Below are 19,406 nucleotides of genomic sequence, written 5' to 3' on the forward strand. Positions count from 1 at the left end.
CGGCAGGCAGCCGCTTTTATGGGGCGGATGCCCGGTGGGCAACCCTTTTGAGGCGGTCGGAAAACGTCCCTGAAAGCGGCACGATGGTGCCGTCGGCGCGGATGGCAAATCCGAGCTTTCGGGCCGCGAACCAGTAATGAACGGCCATGGCGCCCACCGTTCCGACCAGAGCGCCGGCGACCACGTCGCTCGGATGATGCGCCAGCAACACCAGGCGCGTCAGCACGATCACGATTGCGTAAGTGAACATGAAGACGCGCAGACGCGGCCACAGTGCCGAGACGGCAAACGCCAGGGCGAACGCGGCCACGGCGTGGCCTGACGGCAGGCTGGCATAAGCCCCCGTCCCCTCGAACGGGACGAAGTTGAACGGATTGGCCTTGCCCCCGACGAACGGACGTCCGCGACCGATGACATATTTCAGGATCTCGGCGACGAAGGCTGACACGGCAACCGACAGAAACAGGAATTGCAGCCGCGTGCCGAAGCCGAGCAGCAGCGCGCGGCGGCTCCCACGCAGCCCGGCCGCGACGAGCGCCAGCACCACCAGCGCGGCCCCCAGCACCGAGAGGATATACTCGTCCTTGCCGAAATCGGTGAGGATGCGGATCGGCCTCAGGCTCGGCGTGCCGCGCGGCGGCATCAGCAGGATCTCGGTCTGATCGAACGCGACCATCAGCACGATGACGAGCGCTGCACCCGCCGCGGCAAGCCACAGCGAATGCCGCGCCAGCTTCCGGGCGGCCTCGGCGCGGCGCGAGTGCGAGGGCGACCGCACAAGCTGCGCCAGCGCGCGCCAGGACACCGCTAGCAATTGCGCAGGATAGCCGGCATGCGCTGCAACGTCGGTCAGAGCCCGCATCCTATTCGGTACCTTCGGAGCGGAAGATCGAGATCGAGATCGCGCGCCCTTGCGAGAAATTATAGCCGTCGATGCGCGCGCCGACCTTGTAGCGCAACCCGATCGCCTCGGCGCGCTGCACGAAGCTGCGCTCCGAGCGCTGCTCGATCAGCGCGAAGCGGCAGCTGCCCTGCCGCAGGAAGTCCGCCGCACCGGAGCCGTCCGTGAGCAAGGTCCGGGTGCCCGCCAGGAAGACGAGGCTCGGCTCGTGATAACCGGCCGCAGCCGCCTTCGGTCCGACGCAGGTGACGTTGCGAAGCGCGCGCGCGATCTCGATGCTGGGAAACAGCGGGGTCAGCGACGGCAGCACGATGCCGTAAATCGTCACGGCGAGCATCAGGCCTGCGACCAGGGCGTTGAGAAACGAGCGCTCGGCGCGGTTGGTATCGAACAGCCACCAGGCGAACAGACCGAAGATCAGCGCGGCCGCGATGAACGGCCAGGCTACGAAAGCGGGCTGCCGCGTCAGTATCACCGAGCCGACCACCGCGATGATGGAGGCGGCTGCGGGGATCGCGAACCACCAGGCCGAGCCGCGCATCAGCCAGGAGCGCGACAGCACGCGCCGCTCCACCGCGCCGGCGGTGAGGATCGCGATCGCGGGATACAGCGGCAGCACGTAATGCGGCAGCTTGGTCAGCACCGCCTCGAACACGATCCAGGACGGGATCAGCCAGGCCAGCAGGAACTGCGCGCCGGGCTCGCGGCGGGCCCGCCACACCGCAGGCGCCGCCATCGCCGCCAGCGGCGCACCCGGCCAGAACGTGATCCAGAACAGCGCCAGGTAAAGTCCGGGCGGTGCGCCGTGCGATTCCTGGGCGCCAAGCTTGCTCAGCATGTCGCCGCCGACGGAGGTGGTGAAGAAGGTCTCGCCCGCGCGCCAGAAGATCGCGACGAACCAGGGCAGCACCAGCACCAGCATCCACATCAGGCCCCAGACAGGCCGCAGCTTCCACAGCCAGGAGGCGTCGCGGTCTTGGATCGCGAGCGCGACGATGGTCAGGCCTGCGAACATCAGGATCAGCGGCCCCTTGATCAGGATGCCCGCAGCAAGCGCGGTCCAGAAGATCGCGGGCCAGCTCCAGGGCGGATGCGTCTCGTCCTCGGCGCGCTGCCAGGACAGATAGGCCCGCGCCATCGCGCCCATCGCGGCAACCACGCAGAGCAGCAGCACGGCGTCGGTCTTGGCCAGGCGCGCCTCGACGCCGAGCAGCACCGAGGCGCACACCATCAGCGCAGCCAGCACCGCGGCACGCCGCGTGACGAAGCCGAGCGCGGCCCAATAGGTCATCAGCACGGCGCCGATCGCGCCCATCAGTGACGGCAGCCGGTAGACCCAGATGCGCAATTCGGCCTTCGGCAGCTTGAGCATCGAGGCGGCTTCGACGGTCGCCGATTGCAACCAGTAGATGCCGACCGGCTTCTTGTAGCGGACGTCCTCCTGAAAGCGGATGTCGACATAATCGCCGCTCTCGACCATCTGCTTGGTGGCCTGGGCAAACCGTGCCTCGTCGCGGTCGATCGGCGGGATGGTGAAGAAGCCCGGCAGGAACAGCAGCAGCGCACACAGCACCAGGAAGCCGACCGCGCGCGGGTGGCTGGCCGTGACGATGTCGAGCATGCGCACGAGCCCGCTGCCCGGATTTGTGGGCGATTTCGACTCGCGGGGGGCACCAAAACGGGGGCTGGGGTAGGTCTCGGCCATTGGTTCCGCTTACGCTGAAACCGCCATGGCCACAACCGCTTAAGGCAGGGTCATTGAATTCGAATGACGACTGTGTCCGCGGCGCCCGTGGCGTCGATCACGGTGAGCCGTGCAAAGCCCGGGCCGGGCGGATCGATCAACCGATGACGGCGGCCGTCGATCTCGCCGAGCGCGGTGCCGTTAACCATGACGGTCATGGGCAGCACGCCGCCGGCGACCTTGACCGGCATAGCCGCGCTCTCCCGGCCACCCGATCGATCGACGTCGATCCGCGAGCCGTTCAGCGGAAATTGGATATGCAGCGGCTGCTCGCCCCCGCTTCGCACCAGTTCGCCGACCGGACGGAACCGCTTCAAGGGCAGCGGCAGCTTCGCGTTGCTTGCGACCAGGGTTCCCTTGGGCGGCTTCGGCAAGGCGGCCAGCGTCTTGCCGCTGCGGGCGAAGGCATCGAACAGGATGGGCGCGGCGGCGACGCGTCCGATCAGGCCGGGAACCGGCGCTCCGTCCGGACGGCCAACCCAGACGCCGATGGTCATGCGACCGTCGAAGCCGACCGACCAGGCGTCGCGATAGCCGTAGGAGGTGCCGGTCTTGAAGGCGATGCGGTTGTGGGCGGCGTTCTCCGGCGGGGGCGTGCCGAGCAGGACGTTGCCGACCTGCCAGGCTGCGACCTGATCCAGCAGCCGCAGCGGCTCCCGATCGTCCCTGGCCGTCACGATCTCGCGCAGCGGCTTGGTGGTCCCGAGGCGGGCAAAGCCGGCATAGAGCTGGGCGAGGTCCTGGAGCGTCACGCCGACGCCGCCGAGCCCCATGGCGAGGCCGGGCGCTTCGTCCTTGGGCAGGACGAGGTTGCCGCCGGCCTGCCGCAGCCGCGAGGTCAGCCGGCTCGAGCCGACGCGGTCGAGCAGCACGATGGCCGGCACGTTCAGCGACAGTTGCAGAGCCTTCCTCACCGGCACGGTGCCCTGGAAAGTCATGTCGAAATTTTCCGGCGCATAGGAGCCGAAGCGGACCGGGCGGTCGTCGATCAAGCTGTCGGGATGGACAAAGCCGTCCTCGAAGGCGAGCCCGTAGATGAAGGGCTTGAGCGTCGAGCCGGGCGAGCGGATGGCGCGGGTCATGTCGACCTGCCCTGCCCGGCTCTCGTCGAAATAATCGGCCGAGCCGACACGCGCGAGCACGTCGCCGCTCTCATTGTCGACCACGACGATGCCGACCGAGATGTTCGGACCCAGCGCAATTGCGCGGTCGCGCGCCAGCGGCTCCAGCACCTTCTGCAAGGTCGCATCGAGCGTCAGCTTGATGATCGGCGCGTCCTTGACCGTCGACTGCGCGGCGTCGGAGGCATGCGGCGCCAGGATCGGCATCGGCCTGCGCAGTTTCGGCACCGGCATCGCCTTGGCCTGATTGGCGTCGTCGGCGCTGACCACGTGCTCCTCGACCATGCGGTCGAGCACGCGGTCGCGCGCCTTGCGGGCTGCTTCCGGATAGCGATCCAGCCGGCGCGTCTCCGGCGATTGCGGCAGCGCGACCAGCAACGCGGCCTCCGCCAGCGACAGCCGCTTCGGCTCCTTGCCGAGGTAGGCAATCGACGCCGCGCGGATGCCTTCGAGATTGCCGCCATAGGGCGCCAGCGCCAGATAGAGATCGAGGATCTGCTCCTTGCTCATGCTGCGCTCGATCTCGATGGCACGCACGATCTGCCGCAATTTTGCGTAAAGCGAGCGCTGCCGCCGCGGCTCCATCAGACGGGCCAGCTGCATCGTGATGGTCGAGCCGCCCGAGACGATGTGGCCGCGCGTTCCCAGCTGCAACGCGGCGCGCCCCAGCGCCAACGGATCGATGCCGCCATGGGCGTAGAAGCGCTGGTCCTCATAGGCGAACAGCAGTTTCAGGTAGGTCGGATCGACATTGGTCCTGGTATCGACCGGCAACCGCCAGCGCCCATCCGCCATTGCATAGGCGCGCAGCAGTTTGCCGTTGCGATCGACGATGGTGGTTGAGACCTGGCGGGCTTCGTCGAGCGGAAGCGGGCCGAGCGAATAGACCCAGCCAACGAAGCCGATGATGGCGAGGATAAAGGTGAGCGCGGCTGCGGAGAGAAGGCGAAAGGCGATCCGCCCCCTCCGTCCGTCATGGCCGGGCTTGACCCGGCCATCCACGCCAACACCCACCGCCGGCGCGGCCGTGGCGGCCCGTGTATGTGGCTCGACCTCGCTCATCTCACTCACTTCGCCGCCCGCACCTCGACACTGCCCGTGCCGGTCCGGCCATAGCGCGAGGGATTGTACATGTCCTCGACATAGGCCTGCGGCAGCACGTATTTGCCGGGCGAGACCGCGCGCACGACATAGGCGAGCGTGAAGACCGACTTGGAATCCGAGGCCCGGTCGACGGCCGCGGTGAAGCGGTCGTCGCGGAATTCGGTATGTTCCGGCTCCTCGCCGTCCTCGATCCAGTCCAGCGTGCCGCTGTCGCCCGACGACACCAGGTTCGGATTATCGATCTCCAGACCCGCCGGCAGATAGTCGGACACCATGATGTGGCCGTACTCGGGCTTGGCCTCGGTGATCTTCAGCACCACCGCAAAGCGCTGGTTCTGCTTGACCTTGCTGATGTCGGCGGGCTTGCCGTCGAGCGTATGGTAGCTGCGCTCGATCTTGAAGCCGTTGGACGCGGCCGGCTCCGGCGTGACCGGCGAACCCGACACCGAGACGACCGCCTGCACCGGCGCATCGCCGGTGTTGGTGATCTTCAGCGGCTTGCCGCCCAGCGTGTCCGCCTTGTAGCTGCGATACAAGGCGGTCCTGACCGGCTGGCCGTCGACCTCGATCGAGAGGTTCTCCTTGGCGAGCGCACGCGCCGCCAGCACCAGCCACGCATTCTCCTGCGTGGAGGTGTAGGGCGTCAGCCCGCGGGCGGTCTCGACCCGCGACACCGCCTGCGTCAGCGTCGCCCTCGGCGCATTGCCTTCACTGGCGAGCGACACCAATGCTGCGGCATCGCGCAGCTGCGAGCCGTAGTCGGTGCGGCCGAATTCCAGCGCGGGCTTCGGCGCAAGGCTGTCGAGCGCCGCGCCATAGACCCGTTCGGCGCGGTTGCGGTCGCCGACCAGGGCGAGCGCCGCCGCAAGCTGCGATTTCGCGATTGGGGTCGCGAGGTTGGCGAGCTTGGTATCGGCGAGATAGCGGAGATCGCCGATCGGAGCTGCGCCGTTACGGGCGAGCACATACAGGCCATAGGCGAGATCGCGGCCACCGTCCTTCTCCGGCTCGTCGGCATTGACGACGGAGTTGCGGATACGGTCGAGCGCGTTCTTGAACAGCACGTCCGGCACCGCAAAGCCCTTCTCGCGGGCGCGGGTGAGGAAGTCCGTCACGTAGGCATCGAGCCAGGCATCGTCGCCGCCGGCCAACCACAGGCCGAACGAGCCGTTCGAGCCCTGGCGGGCCAGCAGCCGCTCGATGGCGTCGCGGATGCGCTGGTCGACCTCGGTGTCCATGGCAAGATGCGCGCCGGCCGCGAGCTCGTTGACATAGAGCAGCGGCATCGCCCGGCTCGTGATCTGCTCCGAGCAGCCATGGGGATAGCGGTCGAGCGCCTTCAGGATCGTTGCCGCGTCGAGTGCGGTCGACAGGCTGGCCGAAACTGAGACAGCGCCGGTGCCCGGCACGAGATCGGAGAACATGTCCGAGGTCAGCGTCAGGCTCTCGCCCTTCGCCAGCGTCCGGATCGAGCGCCGCGCCAGCACCTGCGTCGCCGGCTTGACGTCGAACGCATAGTGACGCACCAGCGCGAGGCCATTGGGGCCCCTGATGTCGACGTCGAGCGTCGCCTGCCCCGCCGCGGTCGCATCGAGCGCGAGCGAGAACGAATTGCGCTGCTTGGCGGCGAGCTTCACCGTGGTTGCGGGATTGCCGGTCATCTTCACCGGGCCGCCCGCCTTCACGCTGATGACGTAGTCGCCGGCCTGGCCCTCCACATTGTCGATCTCGAGGTTGACCGAGCCGCGGTCGCCGTTGAGCAGGAAGCGCGGCAGCGTCGTCGTCAGCACCACGGGATCGCGGATCACGACGTCGGTGTTGGCGCGGCCGAGCTTGGTCGCGGTCCAAGCCACCGCCATCACGCGCGCGGTTCCGGCGAACTCCGGAACATCGAAGCTCACATCGGCCGAGCCGTCGGCGGCGACGGTGACGATGCCGGAATAGAGCGCGAGCGGCTTCTGCGTGGGCGGCGAGCCCTGGAGCTCGCCACCGGCGTCGCCGCCGGACTTGATCTGGCCGCGCGTGCCCGACATGCCGTCGATCAGCTGCCCGTAGAGGTCGCGAATCTCGGCGCTGAGGCGACGCTGGCCGAGATAATAATCGTCCGGCGCCGGCGGCTTGTAATTGGTGAGATTGAGGATGCCGACGTCGACCGCGGCGATGACGACCTTGGCGTCCTCGCCCGGATTGAGCCCATCGAGCTTGACGGGGATCTTCAGCGTCGAATTCGGCCGGATCAGCGAAGGCGGCGACAGCTTGACCTGCAAGGTGCGAGCCTGCTTGTCGATGCCGAACCATTTCAGCCCGATCGCACGGCCAGGCATGCGCTGGGCGGCGGCATCGAGCGGACGGCGCAGCGTCGCCACCACATAGGCGCCGGTGCCCCAATCCTTGCCGATCGGGAGCTTGACCTGCGCGGTGCCTTCCTTGACGTCGATGGTCTGCGTCGTCAGCAGCCGCTCGCCGAGCACGTTGATGGTGAGCTTGCCGGCGCTGCGGACGTTGACGGACACCGTCATGGTGTCGCCGGAGGCGTATTGCGGCTTGTCGATCGAGGTCTCCAGCAGGTCCGGCGTGTCGGCGCTGCCGTCCGAGTACCAGCCGACGTCGAACTGCACCGAGGTCACCGGGCCGTCGGCCTCGTTCGACTTGACGTCGAGCCGGTAGCGGCCGGGCTCCGGCGTGAGCGAGAGCCGCGTCGGCTTGTCGACCGTAACAGTGACGTCGCCGTCGGCGACGCGCGAGGTCGACTTGACCGGCTCGTACTCCCAGTAATTGTTCTGGCGGTACCACTGGTAGCGCGATTCGATCTTCAGGAGCTCGTAGCGCAGGCCGTCGCGGCGCAGCTTCTCGCCCTCCGGCGAGACGAACACGACGTCGAACTCGGCCTTGTCGCCCTCGGTGACGTTCTTGTCGCCGAACAGCGGCTTGATGCCGATCTGCGCCGTTGCCGGCGCGACCGGCAGCACGATCTTGCGCTCGACGGCGCGGCCGCCGGTCTCGACCATGCGGACGAAGATCTGCGCCTCCTGCGGGCGCGTCGAGGCCGGCTGCTTGTCCAGCGTCACCGGGAAGGTCGCGACGCCATTGGCGTCGGCCTCCGGCAGGTTCTCCAGCGGCGTGCGCTCGTTCGAGGTGGTCTCTTCGTCGTCGACGCCGAACTTGTAGCCGGCAAAGCCGGGCCGCTCGGCCGCCGGCGCGATCAGCATGTCGCCTTCGAGCTGCAGGCCCGAAGCAGGTGCGCCATAGAGGAAATGACCGTCGGCCTTAAGCTCCACTGGAGCGTTAGCTTTGATCAGCTTGTCCTTGGCGGACAAGTCGAATTCGATCCGATCGGGGACGTAATCCTCGACCATGAAGGTGGTCTCGCCGACCGAAGCTCCCTTCGGATCGGTGAAGGCGCGCACCCGCCACGTGCCGGTCGGTACGGCCGAGTTGAGCGGCACGGACAGCGTGCGGCCGCCGGCGCCCTGATCTGCCAGTACGGCGCGACGATATTCGACGCCGTCCGGGCGCTCGACCACCAGTGTCATCGGCCCGCCGGTGACGGCATTGCCCTGCCCGTCGCGCAGCAGCGCGGTGAGGAACACGGTCTCGCTGGAACGGTAGACGCCACGCTCGGCATAGACGAAGGCATCGGCGCCGGCGGGCACCGCGCGCCCCGAAACGCCGCGGTCGGACAGGTCGAAGGCCGAGGTCTTCAGGCTCAGGAAGGCATAGTCGGCCTTCTCGCCGGTGACCGTGAGCATCGCCGGCGACAATCCGCCCTCGCCGCGCGCAAGGCCGGCCTCGAACAGCACGTGACCAGCATCGTCGGTCTTGCGCGTCGCCAGGATCTCGTTGTTGCGCGCGACCAGGCGCACCTCGGCCTTGCCGACCGGGTCGGTCGACGCCAGCGAGTTGACGAAGACATGAATGCCGTCATTGCCGGAATAAGCGGCGATGCCGAGGTCGGAGACGATGAACCATTGCGTGGCGAGCTGGTAGTCCTCGTCCGAGGCCCTCGCCGCGGCCGTCATGACGTAGACACCGGGCTGGAGCTCGCCGAGCGCCTGGTCGACCGGGAACGCCGTGGTGACGTCCTGGTTCAGCGTCGTCGCAGTCGCAAGCTCGCCGGTCCAGACCTTGACGCCGCGCTCGTCGCCGAGCTCGCTGAGCTGGTACTTCGACAGCGTCCTCTGGAAATCGCTGTCGACCACCGTGTTGATCAGGTTGCGGTCGCCGATCCGGAAGACATTGATGCTGACCGCAGGCGTGTTGACACTGACGACGGGAATGCCGCGCTGGCCGGTCCGCGGCAGCACATAGGCACGGCTGGTGAAGCGCACGAACGGCTTGCGGTCGCGCACATAGATGTTGAACTCGGCCGATTTCGGCAGCCCCTCCTTCACGGTCGACGGCAAGCCGGCGCGCAGGTTGATGTTGTAGCGCTCGCCGTGCTTCAGCCCGTCGACGCAGAGCTGCTTGCCTTCGGCCGACAGCGCCGGCTTGTCCTGCCCGGCGAGAGCCAGGAACGGCGCGAAGTCGGTGCGCTTGGCGAGCTCCTCGGAGAACTGGAAGCAGGCGCGCGGGCTCGCCGAGTCCGAGTCGACGGTATAGTCGAGCAGCCGGAAGCCGTGCTCGTCGCGCATCTTCTCATATTGGCCGCGGACCTCGGCGACCTCGCGCATGTCGAGCGACAGCCGCAGCGCATCCAGTGCCGGCCGCCACAGCTTGCGGTCGGCCAGCGCCTTGCCGAGCACGGCGAGCGCGTCGGCCTCCTCGCCCGGATTGCCGGCGCGCATGTAAGCGATATAGGCCGCCGTCGAGGCGCGCTCCAGCAGGAAGGTCTGCTCGCTCGAGCTCTTCGGCGAGATCTGGAAGATGACCTTGGCGAGCCGCAGCCAGTTGCCGGCATCCTCGGGCGTGGTCGCGGCGATCTGGCCGAGCACCGAAAGGCCGGTGCGGTAATCATTGCGCCGGAAGGCGGCGTCGGCGTCCGTCTTCAGCGTCGCATTGGTCTTGGCGACCGGCCCCGCCTCGCTCTTGATCTGGGCCTCCAGCTTGATCGCGGAATCGGCGAGGTCGTCGCGTTTGAACGCCTTGTCGGCGGCCTGCGCGGTGACAAGGCCGAGCGCCAGCGCGGCGCAGATTGTGACGGCGCGAACGAGACCGATCATCGAAGACTCCCGGAAAGCGCGGACGAACGCCGCGGCGGCAAATGAAATGCGCGGAAAGGTGACGGACTCAAGGCGATGGAACCAGAAGGTGCAAAGCGTCGCTTTCGCCATGACAGAGGTAAGCCCAGAGGAGACCGGCCAAGATATCGCCACGCACGCCGTCCTGATGGCGCAGCACTACCTGACCAGTCGACCGGCGGCCGTGCCCCGGAAGCTGTTCAGCGTTCCCGGCGATGTGATCCATCGTCCAGTCCGCTGCCGCTCAACCCGGCACCCTGACACCCCACCGTTCCGCTTTGTCGCCGCACTGAGGAAAACGGTTCGGTTCAGACTTGGCGAAACACCAGTTTTTTCATATTGGCATGCTACATGAACGGCCAGCCGCCCAATCCGGGCGGCTCAAGACGGCCGGCTCAAGACGGTCCCGTAGCTCAACTGGATAGAGTAGCGGATTTCTACTCCGCGGGTTGCAGGTTCGAGTCCTGCCGGGATCGCCAGCTCGTTGCCTCGCCGCCGCTCTTCACGAACGCGTGGGTAACCATATGCCGGCCTTTGAACGGCGCCGATCAGCCCTATCTAAGCGCCGGGTGAGACGCGCCCGGTAGGTTTGGGAATGCAGCAATCCGAATTGACGAGAATGGCGATCGCATCTGCGGTCGCGGTCGTTGCGATCTCGTATTTGGCGGTCGACGCGGGCTTGGTGAGCACCAATGCGGTCACGAGGCCCATCAAGGTGGTCCAGGCCTCGATCCTTGGCGCCGCAACGGGACAACGTCAGCCTGCATTTGCAGTTGAGGACTGGGCGCGCCGCGGTCACGACAAGCCGCGACTCGAATATTGCCTGGCGGTCGACTGATCGACGCGCCCGCCCTCCGGTCTATCCACAGCCTGCCCGCTGATGACCCCGCCACCACCGCGCAATGGCCGCGGTGAGATCGTCCCACACCTCCGTCGGCAGGTCCGGCACCGCCACCCGGACGCTGTACTGGTCCGTCGTCGCGTCGTGAAACCACTCGGTCGCGGCGAAATCGAAGCCGAAGCTGCCGGCGTGGCGGATGGGAAAGCCCGCGCGGCGCAATTCGCAGCTCATGTCCTCGGCAGCCTGCCGTGCTGCCGCCTCGTCGAGCGCGCGCCTTCCGCGAAGAGTCACGTAGAGGCCGTGAGCGAAGCGAAGCTGAGCCGAGAGCGCCGGGATCTCGGCGGCAAAGCATCGCGCCGAGCTGCGGCCGTTGCGCAAGATCGCCGCCACGCGCCGCTTCGTCAGGGCCCAATACGCCGCGCTGCCCGCGAAGGGCGGGAAGTGGGCCGGCAATGCCGCGCCGCCGAGCAGCCGCACTGCGTTGCGCGTTTCGAACGCGAGACGTGACCATTCAGCGTCCCCTGCCCGCGGTGGACGCTCATGCCCGCGCACGAAGACGGCCGAGCCGAGGCGGCCATATTCCGCTCCGAGCGAATCGAGCTTGTTGTGGCTTCGCACCAGCACCAGCGCAATTCCGTGTCGCCTGGCCCACCCCACGACGCGCCTGATGCGGCCCGACCTGCCGGCGAAGCACGTCGTATCGAAAATCAGGAGATCGAGGCCCGAGCCGTCACAGCGCAGCACCGCCTCGATGGCGCCGGCGACGGAGCAGGAATCCAGCAGCAGGATCCGCGGCGAGCTCACCCGTGCAAGCGCATCGCCGAGCGGCAGCGGCAAGGGTTCGATCCGCAAATGCGGCATGAAGCTTCGGATCAGCTCCAGCGTCTCGCCATAGCAGCCTGGCAGCACCAGGATATCCGCCTTCGCGACGATCCGCGCGGAGGCGAGCAGCACCGCGGAGATCGCCGCCATCCCCGAGGCAGTGTAGATCGCCGTGCTCGTGCAGCCGCCGTCGAGCTCGTAGAACGACGGACCGCGTACCGTGAGATCGGCCCGCTGGTAGTCGTAACTGAACTCGAACGGCCCGCTGGCGGGATCGGCCGTGTGCGACCAGGCGGTCTCGGTCGCCTTCCACTCGTGTAATTCATGCTCCGCCCTGAGCGCGGCAGTGATCTGGAATTTGGACCTGACGACGTCATCGACGGAACGCGGCGACGCCAAATCGAGCGGGTTTCTCAGGCCGTCGTTCAACAGCCTGAGTTCCCAGTGCTTGCGTTCCAGATAGGCCCGAACGGTCTCCATCGCGCTTTCTTGACAGATCCAATCAGGCGTCAACGTCCGGAAATCCCAACGGGTCCAACGTGCCTGCTGCAACGAACCGGCGCCTTCGCAGTTGAAGCCATGCAAGGAGGACAGCATGGCTGACATCAGAGAGCACATGAAGATCATCGGCAAGGACGGCGCACATGTCGGCACCGTCGATCGTCTCGAGGGCAACCGCATCAAGCTGACGCGCAAGGACAGCCCGGAAGGTCACAAGGACCATCATCACTACATCGACACGAAATATGTCGGCGCCGTCGAAGGCGACGTGGTCAAGCTGTCGGTGAATGCCGACGCCGTCCCGAAGACCGAAGCTGCGTAAAACACTGAGCCCCTGCGGGGGCTTTTTGTTTGTTCACGGTCCGACTCCGCTTCGTTCGCGAGTACGAATCGCGACTGCAATTCGATTGCGCGGAGCATTCGTTAACGATGACTTTCTGCGGAAGGTCGCTGCAATGCGATCGGATTTCAGCGCTGCGGATTGACCGGGAACGAATGCGCGATCCGCGCGTTGGATGACCGAACTGAGTGGTGCCGACCCGCCAGCCCCGGTCGGCTTTGAAGGACCCCGTGCTTGTCCCCCGAGCACGGGGTTTTTCTCATCTCAGCGCTCTCGGGCCAAAGGCCTGCGCCCGGCTCGATGCGAGTGGCCGGCTTGCTCATCGTGCAGATCGCGGGCGAGCTCGTGCCATGCCAGGGCCAGCTGGATCAGCCGTTGCCTGTCGGCACCCTCGGCCTCCGCGGCGCGCTTCATAGCGGCCTCGGCCTCATGTTGCGGATCGTACTCGGTGTACATGCGCAGACTCTAGCCGGCCATCTGGACGAGTGCGTGGCAATTTCGTCCGTATGATTGCGGGGTAACGACCAGCCTTCCTGCACCGGTCTGTGAACCACGTCACAGCCTGTCCGCGACATCTCCGCTAAACTACGTGTCCAGGCTTCATGGGTGATGTCCGGTCATGACACGCAAAGCAGCAACCGAAGTCATCGTCCCGAGGCAGCGACATCGCGCGGACCTGCTCGGCATCGCCTATCTCGGCACCATCGGCGTCGTCATGGTGGCCTGGATCGCGGGCCTGGTCTGGGCCTCGATCGCATTCTTCGATTGGCTCGTGTCCTGACCGACCAAGGCATTGGCCTGCCAGCTGATCGCCGTTTTAGAGCAGGTAGGGCAACGCCTGCGAGAGTTTAATTCCGCCGCAAACGATCATGGCCCAGAGCGCCACGCTGATCTGGATGGCATCCAGCATGCACCACATCCCCCGCGAATCATCCCGTCATTTTTCTTTGAAATTGACGTGAGGGGGCGACGAGCACCAGAGCCAATTCATAGCAACCGCCGGCGTGCAAAAGGATGAGGCGGGCCCGAAGCCCGCCTCCAATGGTCCGACCTGCCTGCAAAACTCAATAGCAGGCGCGGGGATCGGCCTGCACATATTGGCCGTTCGGATAGCGGTAGTAGCAGGTGCCCTGCGCCCAGTAATAGCCGGGCTGGGACGCCGCGGTCGCGCCAGCAATCGCGCCCGTCGCGCCGCCAAGAACCGCGCCTGCGGCGGCCCCGGTTGCATTGCCCGAGATCAGTCCGCCCAGCAGGCCGCCGACGAGCGCGCCGCCGAGCGCGCTGGCGCCGGGATCGGCCGGCGGTGGCGGCGGAGGTGGCGGCGCATAGGCCACCGGAGGCCGGGCGTAGACCACCGGCACGTCGTCGATATAGTCCTCTGAAATGTAGGCGGGCGGGCCGGCCATACGCTGCGGATAATAATACCAGACGCCGCCAACGTCCCACCACCAGCCGGATCGGCCATGGCGGACGTCGTGGCGCCAGCGTCCACCCTCCCAGGCAAGGTTGCCGCGATAGGTGTGTCCACCCCAATCACGTGTGGGAGCAGGACCGCGCGCGACGTGACGTCCGGGCGGCGGACCGCCGGCGTTGTGATCCGCATGGGGCTGACCGCCGGGCTGCGCAGGCCTGGTCGCTTGCTGCGGCGGAGGGCCCTTGCGCATGGGCGGATTGGCCTGTGGCGGCGCGCCTGCTGCCGGCCCGGCCGGCGGTTGGACGACCTCTTGCCGGGACCTGGCCTCTTGCGCCTGCGCCGACAGCGCGAGCAGCGACGTGGCCGAAACCAAGGGGATGAAGATCTTCAGATGTTTGGACGTACTCATGCGTGCTCGCCCCCTGCTCTCTCATGGCCGTGAATCCCGGGCGCGATCGGCGAATCGCCGCGCGCCGGGCTGATGCCGGCCGAAATCACTGCCCTGCTTGATCGGCTAAGTCCCGTTACAAATGATTAAGATCAGGGCATTTTTTCGGCCCCATGGCCATGCTGTAGAGCGCGCCTAGCGAGCCGGCTCGATCACATTGCAATTGCTTCGCCCGGACATCAGACAATCCTGCATCTTGCTGGCTGCCGTCAGATCCCGGGCAAGCCACCAGCCGATGCCGAGGATCACGACCGCGATGATCAATCCTGCCAGCGCGCCGCGGCGGTCGCCGCCGGACGGAGGCTTGGGCTGACGGTTCGGTCGAGGATGGGGCTCCTCGCCCGGTTCGGATCTGGACTCTGGCTTCGACATGGCCGCCTGGTCACGCTGGCGCGCTGGCTTTACCACCTCTGCGGCGTCGCGTCACATCCAGATCGTCCGGTCCAATTCAGCCCCGGGTCTGCTGGATTGCATCCTTGCGCAAGGTTTCGACCGCCGGAATTGCCTCCTGAACGCGCGGTGCGCAACTCGTGAGCACGAATGCGGTCTGGGTGCATTCCCAATCCGCTCCCAGGACCGCACTTTCAACCGGCTTCGGACGAGCCAGCAGCAGCGCGGCGCCGGCCACGCCTGCCAGGGCGATGGCAATCGCGAGCGCCTTCAGGCTTGGTCTTGAGATCGTCATGCCCGTGCTCCGTCTCGTACGGGCGGACGCTAGGCGTCGCCCATGTGCTCCCTTATGAGGGACATCACAATTCGGCAGTTTTTTCGGGCTACGAGAGATCGTCGGGGGGCGATTTTTCGTTGACCTGATCGGCTGCGATTATGGGTGGCTTCGCGACGCGCGCCGATGTACACGCTTCTGCGTCGCGTGGCGCCTGCTATGCCCAGCCGACTTACCAACAGGCACCGATGTAGGATCGAAAGCGAGGAAGACAAGGCTCGTCGATGAGTGGATTCAGGGAACCCGGCTTTGCAGACCGGCAAAAGGCGGCGCAGGACGCCCGCAAAAATCTTTTGAACAAGTTCAAGTCGCAGCCGGGGCCGGATGATCCCGCGGTGGCGGCGAAGCGCGCCGAGCGTGAGGCCCTCGCGGCCAAGCGCGCCGAGGCAAAGGCCGCGCGCGAGGCCGAAAAGGCTGAGCAGAAGCGCCTCGAGGAAGAGGCCAAGGCAGCCGAAGCTGCGCGGATCGCGCGGGAAGCCGAGGAAGCCGCCGAGAAGCAGGCTGCGCTCGAGGCCGAGCAGAAGGCCAAGCGCGATGCGCGCTACGCCGCCCGCAAGGCTAAGCGCAAGTAAAACGCGCTGGTCACGTTCAATTGAACTTGAACTGAGCCATCATTCCGGCGGCCTCAAATGCCGCCGGAATTCGAGAGGACGCGGCCCGCCCAAGGGGCGTTGCGCGATGACGACCCGGGATCAGTTCTTCTTCATCATCCCGTCGTCCTTTTTCATGCCGTCCTTCGACATGTGATCCTTCTTCATGCCGTCGTCCTTGGACATGTGGTCCTTCTTCATCATGCCGTCCTTGGACATCGTGTCCTTTTTCATCATGCCATCATCCTTGCCCATCTTGTCCTGAGCAAAGGCGGCCGGCGCAAACGCGAGGCCTAGCGAGAGAGCGGCAGCCGAGACGCCGAGCACGATGCGGGTGCGAATGGTCATGGTTCATCTTCCTTCGTGATTTGTTTGTCAGCGACGGACGCCGCTATCCTGTCTCGACGGATAGCCGTGTGGCGTTGTTACGCTGACCATCGATAAATTTCTGCGGCCAGCCGCCCTCGTTGATTGGCGAGCCCGCATGGATCGGATGTGCTGCAGCGCAGCACAACCGGCACTTGCCGCGGCACTCTGTCTCGAACTATCAGATGAAAGACCATCGGATGGAGACCGGCTTGGATTGGCCCCGCGGTCGCGAAGAACCCAGTTCAAATCACCTCTGCCAAAAACACTCCGAGAAACGCCCAAAGAAACGCCCAAGGGGATTACATCATGTTCACGCGCCGCCATCTGCTCGCGACCGCCGTCGCGGCACCTGCCATTCTCCGCTTCGGCACCGGCACCGCGCAGGCCGCGACCACGCTGAAGATCTCGCATCAGTTCCCAGGCGGCACTATCGACAAGGGCGATTTCCGCGACCGGCTGTGCCGCATGTTCGCCGCCGAAGTGAATAAGCGCAGCAATGGCGACATTGCCGCCGAGATCTATCCGAACTCCTCGCTGATCAAGACCAACGCGCAGTTCTCCGCCATGCGCAAGGGTGCGCTCGACATCAGCCTCTATCCGATGCCCTATGCCGGCGGCGAAGTGCCGGAGACCAATATCGGCCTGATGCCGGGCCTCGTGACCAACTACGACCAGGGTCTGCGCTGGAAGAAGGAGCCCGTCGGCAAGGCGCTGACCGACTTCCTGGCCGACAAGGGCATCATCCTGCTCACCTGGGTCTGGCAGGCCGGCGGCGTTGCTAGCCGTTCCAAGCCGATCGTCGCCCCGGAGGACGCCAAGGGCCTCAAGGTGCGCGGCGGCTCGCGCGAGATGGACATGGTGCTGCAGACCGCCGGCGCCTCGGTGTTGTCGGTCCCGTCGAACGAGATCTACGCGGCGATGCAGACCGGCGCCTGCGATGCCGGCATCACCTCCTCGACGAGCCTGATCTCGTTCCGCCTGGAAGAGGTCGCGAAGTCGCTGACCTCGGGCGCGGGCGCCTCCTATTGGTTCATGCTCGAGCCGCTGATGATGTCGAAGGCGATCTTCGACAAGCTGCCGAAGAACCATCAGGACATCCTGCTCGCGGTCGGCACCGAGCTCGAAGCCTTCGGCCGCAAGGGCGCGCAGGATGACGACGTCGAGGTCGCCAAGGTCTATGAGAAGGCCGGGGCCAAGGTCTCGGCGCTCGACGCCGCCACCGTCGGAAAATGGCGCGACATCGCCCGCGACACCGCGTGGAAGGACTACAGCGCCAAGACCGCGACCGCCGCAAACCTGCTCAAGCTCGCCATCGACGTCGCAGCATGAGCCACGGTCCGCTTCCGGATCGTGACGACCGGACGAGCGTTGCCGCGGGGACCGGCCCTGCGGCGGCGATCGATCGCGGTCTCGCCGTCCTCAACAGCATCATCGTCGTGTTCGCCGCGATCGCACTGGTCGCGGCCTGCGCAATCCTGAGCTACAGCGTGCTCAGTCGCGCCTTATACAAGGCGGCCAATTACTGGCAGGACGAGGCCGCCGTATTCCTCCTGGTCGGCGCGACCTTCATGACGGCGGCCTATGTGCAGCAGAACCGCGGTCATATCGGCATCGAGGCCTTCGTCGGCCTGCTCTCGCCATTCGCGAACCGGGTCCGGCTCTGGCTGGTCGATGCCGCCACGTTCCTGTTCTGCGCCTTCTTCACCTGGAAGTCGTGGACACTGGCGCACGAAGCCTATGTCGACGGCCAGGTCTCGAACTCGATGTGGTCGCCGCCGCTCGCCATTCCCTACACGCTGATGGCGCTGGGGATGAGCCTGCTCTGCATCCAGATCCTCGTGCAGCTTGCGCTGCCCTTCACCGGAGCCAAGCGGCCATGAGCGTTTTCGGCATCGGCCTCGCCTACGGCATCGTGACGCTGCTCGTGATGTTCTCGGGCATGCCCATTGCGTTCGCGCTCGGCGCGGTCGCGGTGGTGTTCATGGCCATCTTCATGCCCTCGGCCTCGCTCGATACGGTGACGCAGAACGTCTACGAGGAGATGGCCTCGATCACGCTGTTGTCGATCCCGCTTTTCATCCTGAAGGGCGCGGCGATCGGCAAGTCGCGCGCGGGCCAGGACCTCTATTCGGCGCTGCATGCCTGGCTGCATCGCGTGCCCGGTGGGCTCGGCGTCGCCAACGTGTTCGCCTGCGCGCTGTTCGCGGCGATGGCGGGCTCGAGCCCAGCGACCTGCTCGGCCATCGGCTCGGCCGGTATCCCCGAGATGCGCAAGCGCGGCTATTCCGGCGGCTTTGCCGCTGGCATCATCGCCGCCGGCGGTACGCTCGGAATTCTGTTGCCGCCCTCCATCACGATGATCCTGTTCGCGGTCGCCGCCGAAAAGTCGCTGGGACGGCTGTTCCTCGCCGGCATCGGGCCGGGCCTGCTGCTGGTCACGCTGTTCGGCATCTATGCCGTCATCCGCTTCCGCCAGGAATATGCGGCGGCCGAAGCGGTTTACAAGAACGGCGGGCCGGAGGCTGCGATCCTGACCCGCGACGAGTACACGCTCGCCGAACGCTTCAGCGTGCTGCCGCGCGTGATCCCCTTCGTGCTGCTGCTCACCGGCGTCATGGTCGCGCTCTATGGCGGCTATGCCACGCCGTCGGAGACCGCCGGCCTCGGCGGCCTCCTGGCGCTGGCGCTGATCGCTGCGATCTACAGCGTGTGGCGGCCGAGCGACCTCGCGCCGATCATGAAGTCGACGATCCGGGAATCGACCATGCTGATGATGATCATCGGCATGTCGCTGCTCTATTCCTACGTGATGAGCTATCTGCACATCTCGCAATCGGTCGCCGAATCCATCGTCGCGATGCACCTGCCGCGCTGGGAGCTGCTGTTCGCGATCCTCGTCATGGTCGTGGTGCTCGGCTTCTTCCTGCCGCCGGTCTCGATCATCCTGATGACGGCACCGATCATCCTGCCGCAGCTCCGCGCCGCCAATTTCGACATCATCTGGTTCGGCGTCGTCATGACCATCGTGATGGAGATGGGGCTGATTCATCCGCCGGTCGGCCTCAACATCTTCGTCATCCGCAACGTCGCGCCCGATATTCCCCTGCGCGAGGTGATCTGGGGTACGCTGCCCTTCGTGCTCTTGATGATGCTTGCAGTGCTGCTGCTGTGCCTGGTGCCGGGGATTTCGACCTGGCTGCCGGACCTCGTGATGGGGCCGGACGGGAGCAGGTAGAAGCGATCGCCGGCCTGTAGGGTGGATTAGCCGAAGGCGTAATCCACGTCTTCTGTCGCAGCGGAGACGAACAGC

Annotated in this window: 17 protein-coding genes and 1 tRNA gene; 8 read left to right on the forward strand and 10 right to left on the reverse strand. The window is 66.1% G+C overall.

Going from position 1 to position 19,406, the window contains the following annotated elements:
* Window positions 1–16 precede the first annotated feature (16 nt).
* The 4 genes from XF30_RS21820 to XF30_RS21835 all read right to left on the reverse strand — a co-directional run bounded on the left by XF30_RS21820 (window position 17) and on the right by XF30_RS21835 (window position 10,029).
* Window positions 17–862 carry a phosphatase PAP2 family protein gene (locus XF30_RS21820; protein ID WP_109143817.1) on the reverse strand — a complete coding sequence of 282 codons (846 nt, stop codon included), beginning with the start codon at window positions 860–862 and terminating at the stop codon, window positions 17–19.
* 1 nt (window position 863) lies between these two features.
* Window positions 864–2,606 carry an ArnT family glycosyltransferase gene (locus XF30_RS21825; protein ID WP_109143818.1) on the reverse strand — a complete coding sequence of 581 codons (1,743 nt, stop codon included), beginning with the start codon at window positions 2,604–2,606 and terminating at the stop codon, window positions 864–866.
* Between the two features lie 50 nt (window positions 2,607–2,656).
* Entirely contained in the window at window positions 2,657–4,768 is a 2,112-nt protein-coding gene (gene pbpC, locus XF30_RS21830) for a penicillin-binding protein 1C (RefSeq protein WP_192893435.1), read from the reverse strand.
* Window positions 4,769–4,833: 65 nt separating this feature from the next.
* Entirely contained in the window at window positions 4,834–10,029 is a 5,196-nt protein-coding gene (locus XF30_RS21835) for an alpha-2-macroglobulin family protein (protein WP_109145813.1), read from the reverse strand.
* Between the two features lie 420 nt (window positions 10,030–10,449).
* Here XF30_RS21835 and XF30_RS21840 point away from each other — a divergent pair.
* Both XF30_RS21840 and XF30_RS21845 read left to right on the forward strand, forming a co-directional pair.
* Window positions 10,450–10,526, forward strand: a tRNA-Arg gene (locus XF30_RS21840).
* A gap of 140 nt (window positions 10,527–10,666) precedes the next feature.
* Window positions 10,667–10,885 (forward strand): hypothetical protein, encoded by a 219-nt coding sequence (locus XF30_RS21845; RefSeq protein WP_225112821.1) that lies wholly within the window; start codon window positions 10,667–10,669, stop codon window positions 10,883–10,885.
* Window positions 10,886–10,906: 21 nt separating this feature from the next.
* Here XF30_RS21845 and XF30_RS21850 read toward each other — a convergent pair whose 3' ends face one another.
* A complete protein-coding gene (locus XF30_RS21850) occupies window positions 10,907–12,190 on the reverse strand; it encodes a PLP-dependent aminotransferase family protein (protein ID WP_109143820.1) in 1,284 nt (427 codons plus the stop codon).
* 115 nt (window positions 12,191–12,305) lie between these two features.
* Here XF30_RS21850 and XF30_RS21855 point away from each other — a divergent pair, with 115 nt between their 5' ends.
* Window positions 12,306–12,533 carry a DUF2171 domain-containing protein gene (locus XF30_RS21855; RefSeq protein ID WP_025036201.1) on the forward strand — a complete coding sequence of 76 codons (228 nt, stop codon included), beginning with the start codon at window positions 12,306–12,308 and terminating at the stop codon, window positions 12,531–12,533.
* A 282-nt stretch (window positions 12,534–12,815) separates the two neighbouring features.
* Here XF30_RS21855 and XF30_RS21860 read toward each other — a convergent pair whose 3' ends face one another.
* Window positions 12,816–13,007 carry a hypothetical protein gene (locus tag XF30_RS21860; RefSeq protein WP_109143821.1) on the reverse strand — a complete coding sequence of 64 codons (192 nt, stop codon included), beginning with the start codon at window positions 13,005–13,007 and terminating at the stop codon, window positions 12,816–12,818.
* A 163-nt stretch (window positions 13,008–13,170) separates the two neighbouring features.
* On the opposite strand from XF30_RS21860, the gene XF30_RS38590 reads away from it, so the two are divergent.
* The gene (locus XF30_RS38590; protein ID WP_035999590.1) at window positions 13,171–13,332 is read left to right on the forward strand and encodes a hypothetical protein; all 162 of its coding nucleotides are present in this window, start codon (window positions 13,171–13,173) and stop codon (window positions 13,330–13,332) included.
* A 283-nt stretch (window positions 13,333–13,615) separates the two neighbouring features.
* Here XF30_RS38590 and XF30_RS21865 read toward each other — a convergent pair whose 3' ends face one another.
* The 3 genes from XF30_RS21865 to XF30_RS21875 all read right to left on the reverse strand — a co-directional run bounded on the left by XF30_RS21865 (window position 13,616) and on the right by XF30_RS21875 (window position 15,098).
* Window positions 13,616–14,374, reverse strand: coding sequence for a hypothetical protein (locus tag XF30_RS21865; protein WP_109143822.1), 759 nt, complete (start codon window positions 14,372–14,374; stop codon window positions 13,616–13,618).
* 174 nt (window positions 14,375–14,548) lie between these two features.
* Complete coding sequence (locus XF30_RS21870) at window positions 14,549–14,785, reverse strand: DUF2273 domain-containing protein (RefSeq protein ID WP_146207736.1); 237 nt, start codon at window positions 14,783–14,785, stop codon at window positions 14,549–14,551.
* Window positions 14,786–14,861: 76 nt separating this feature from the next.
* The gene (locus tag XF30_RS21875; RefSeq protein WP_109143824.1) at window positions 14,862–15,098 is read right to left on the reverse strand and encodes a hypothetical protein; all 237 of its coding nucleotides are present in this window, start codon (window positions 15,096–15,098) and stop codon (window positions 14,862–14,864) included.
* A gap of 263 nt (window positions 15,099–15,361) precedes the next feature.
* Here XF30_RS21875 and XF30_RS21880 point away from each other — a divergent pair, with 263 nt between their 5' ends.
* A complete protein-coding gene (locus XF30_RS21880) occupies window positions 15,362–15,709 on the forward strand; it encodes a DUF6481 family protein (protein WP_036027966.1) in 348 nt (115 codons plus the stop codon).
* A 120-nt stretch (window positions 15,710–15,829) separates the two neighbouring features.
* Here XF30_RS21880 and XF30_RS21885 read toward each other — a convergent pair whose 3' ends face one another.
* On the reverse strand, window positions 15,830–16,075 hold the full coding sequence (locus XF30_RS21885) for a pentapeptide MXKDX repeat protein (protein ID WP_035999609.1): 246 nt from the start codon (window positions 16,073–16,075) through the stop codon (window positions 15,830–15,832).
* A 327-nt stretch (window positions 16,076–16,402) separates the two neighbouring features.
* Here XF30_RS21885 and XF30_RS21890 point away from each other — a divergent pair, with 327 nt between their 5' ends.
* The 3 genes from XF30_RS21890 to XF30_RS21900 are packed head-to-tail and all read left to right on the forward strand — an operon-like array spanning window position 16,403 to window position 19,331.
* Window positions 16,403–17,425: a TRAP transporter substrate-binding protein gene (locus tag XF30_RS21890; protein ID WP_035999613.1), complete on the forward strand. Its 1,023-nt coding sequence runs from the start codon at window positions 16,403–16,405 to the stop codon at window positions 17,423–17,425.
* The gene (locus XF30_RS21895) at window positions 17,422–17,976 is read left to right on the forward strand and encodes a TRAP transporter small permease (protein ID WP_109143825.1); all 555 of its coding nucleotides are present in this window, start codon (window positions 17,422–17,424) and stop codon (window positions 17,974–17,976) included. The genes XF30_RS21890 and XF30_RS21895 overlap by 4 nt, the downstream gene beginning before the upstream one ends.
* The gene (locus tag XF30_RS21900; RefSeq protein WP_109143826.1) at window positions 17,973–19,331 is read left to right on the forward strand and encodes a TRAP transporter large permease; all 1,359 of its coding nucleotides are present in this window, start codon (window positions 17,973–17,975) and stop codon (window positions 19,329–19,331) included. The genes XF30_RS21895 and XF30_RS21900 overlap by 4 nt, the downstream gene beginning before the upstream one ends.
* Window positions 19,332–19,406 lie beyond the last annotated feature (75 nt).

Source organism: Bradyrhizobium sp. SUTN9-2, from assembly GCF_003122645.1.
Classification (GTDB): domain Bacteria; phylum Pseudomonadota; class Alphaproteobacteria; order Rhizobiales; family Xanthobacteraceae; genus Bradyrhizobium; species Bradyrhizobium yuanmingense.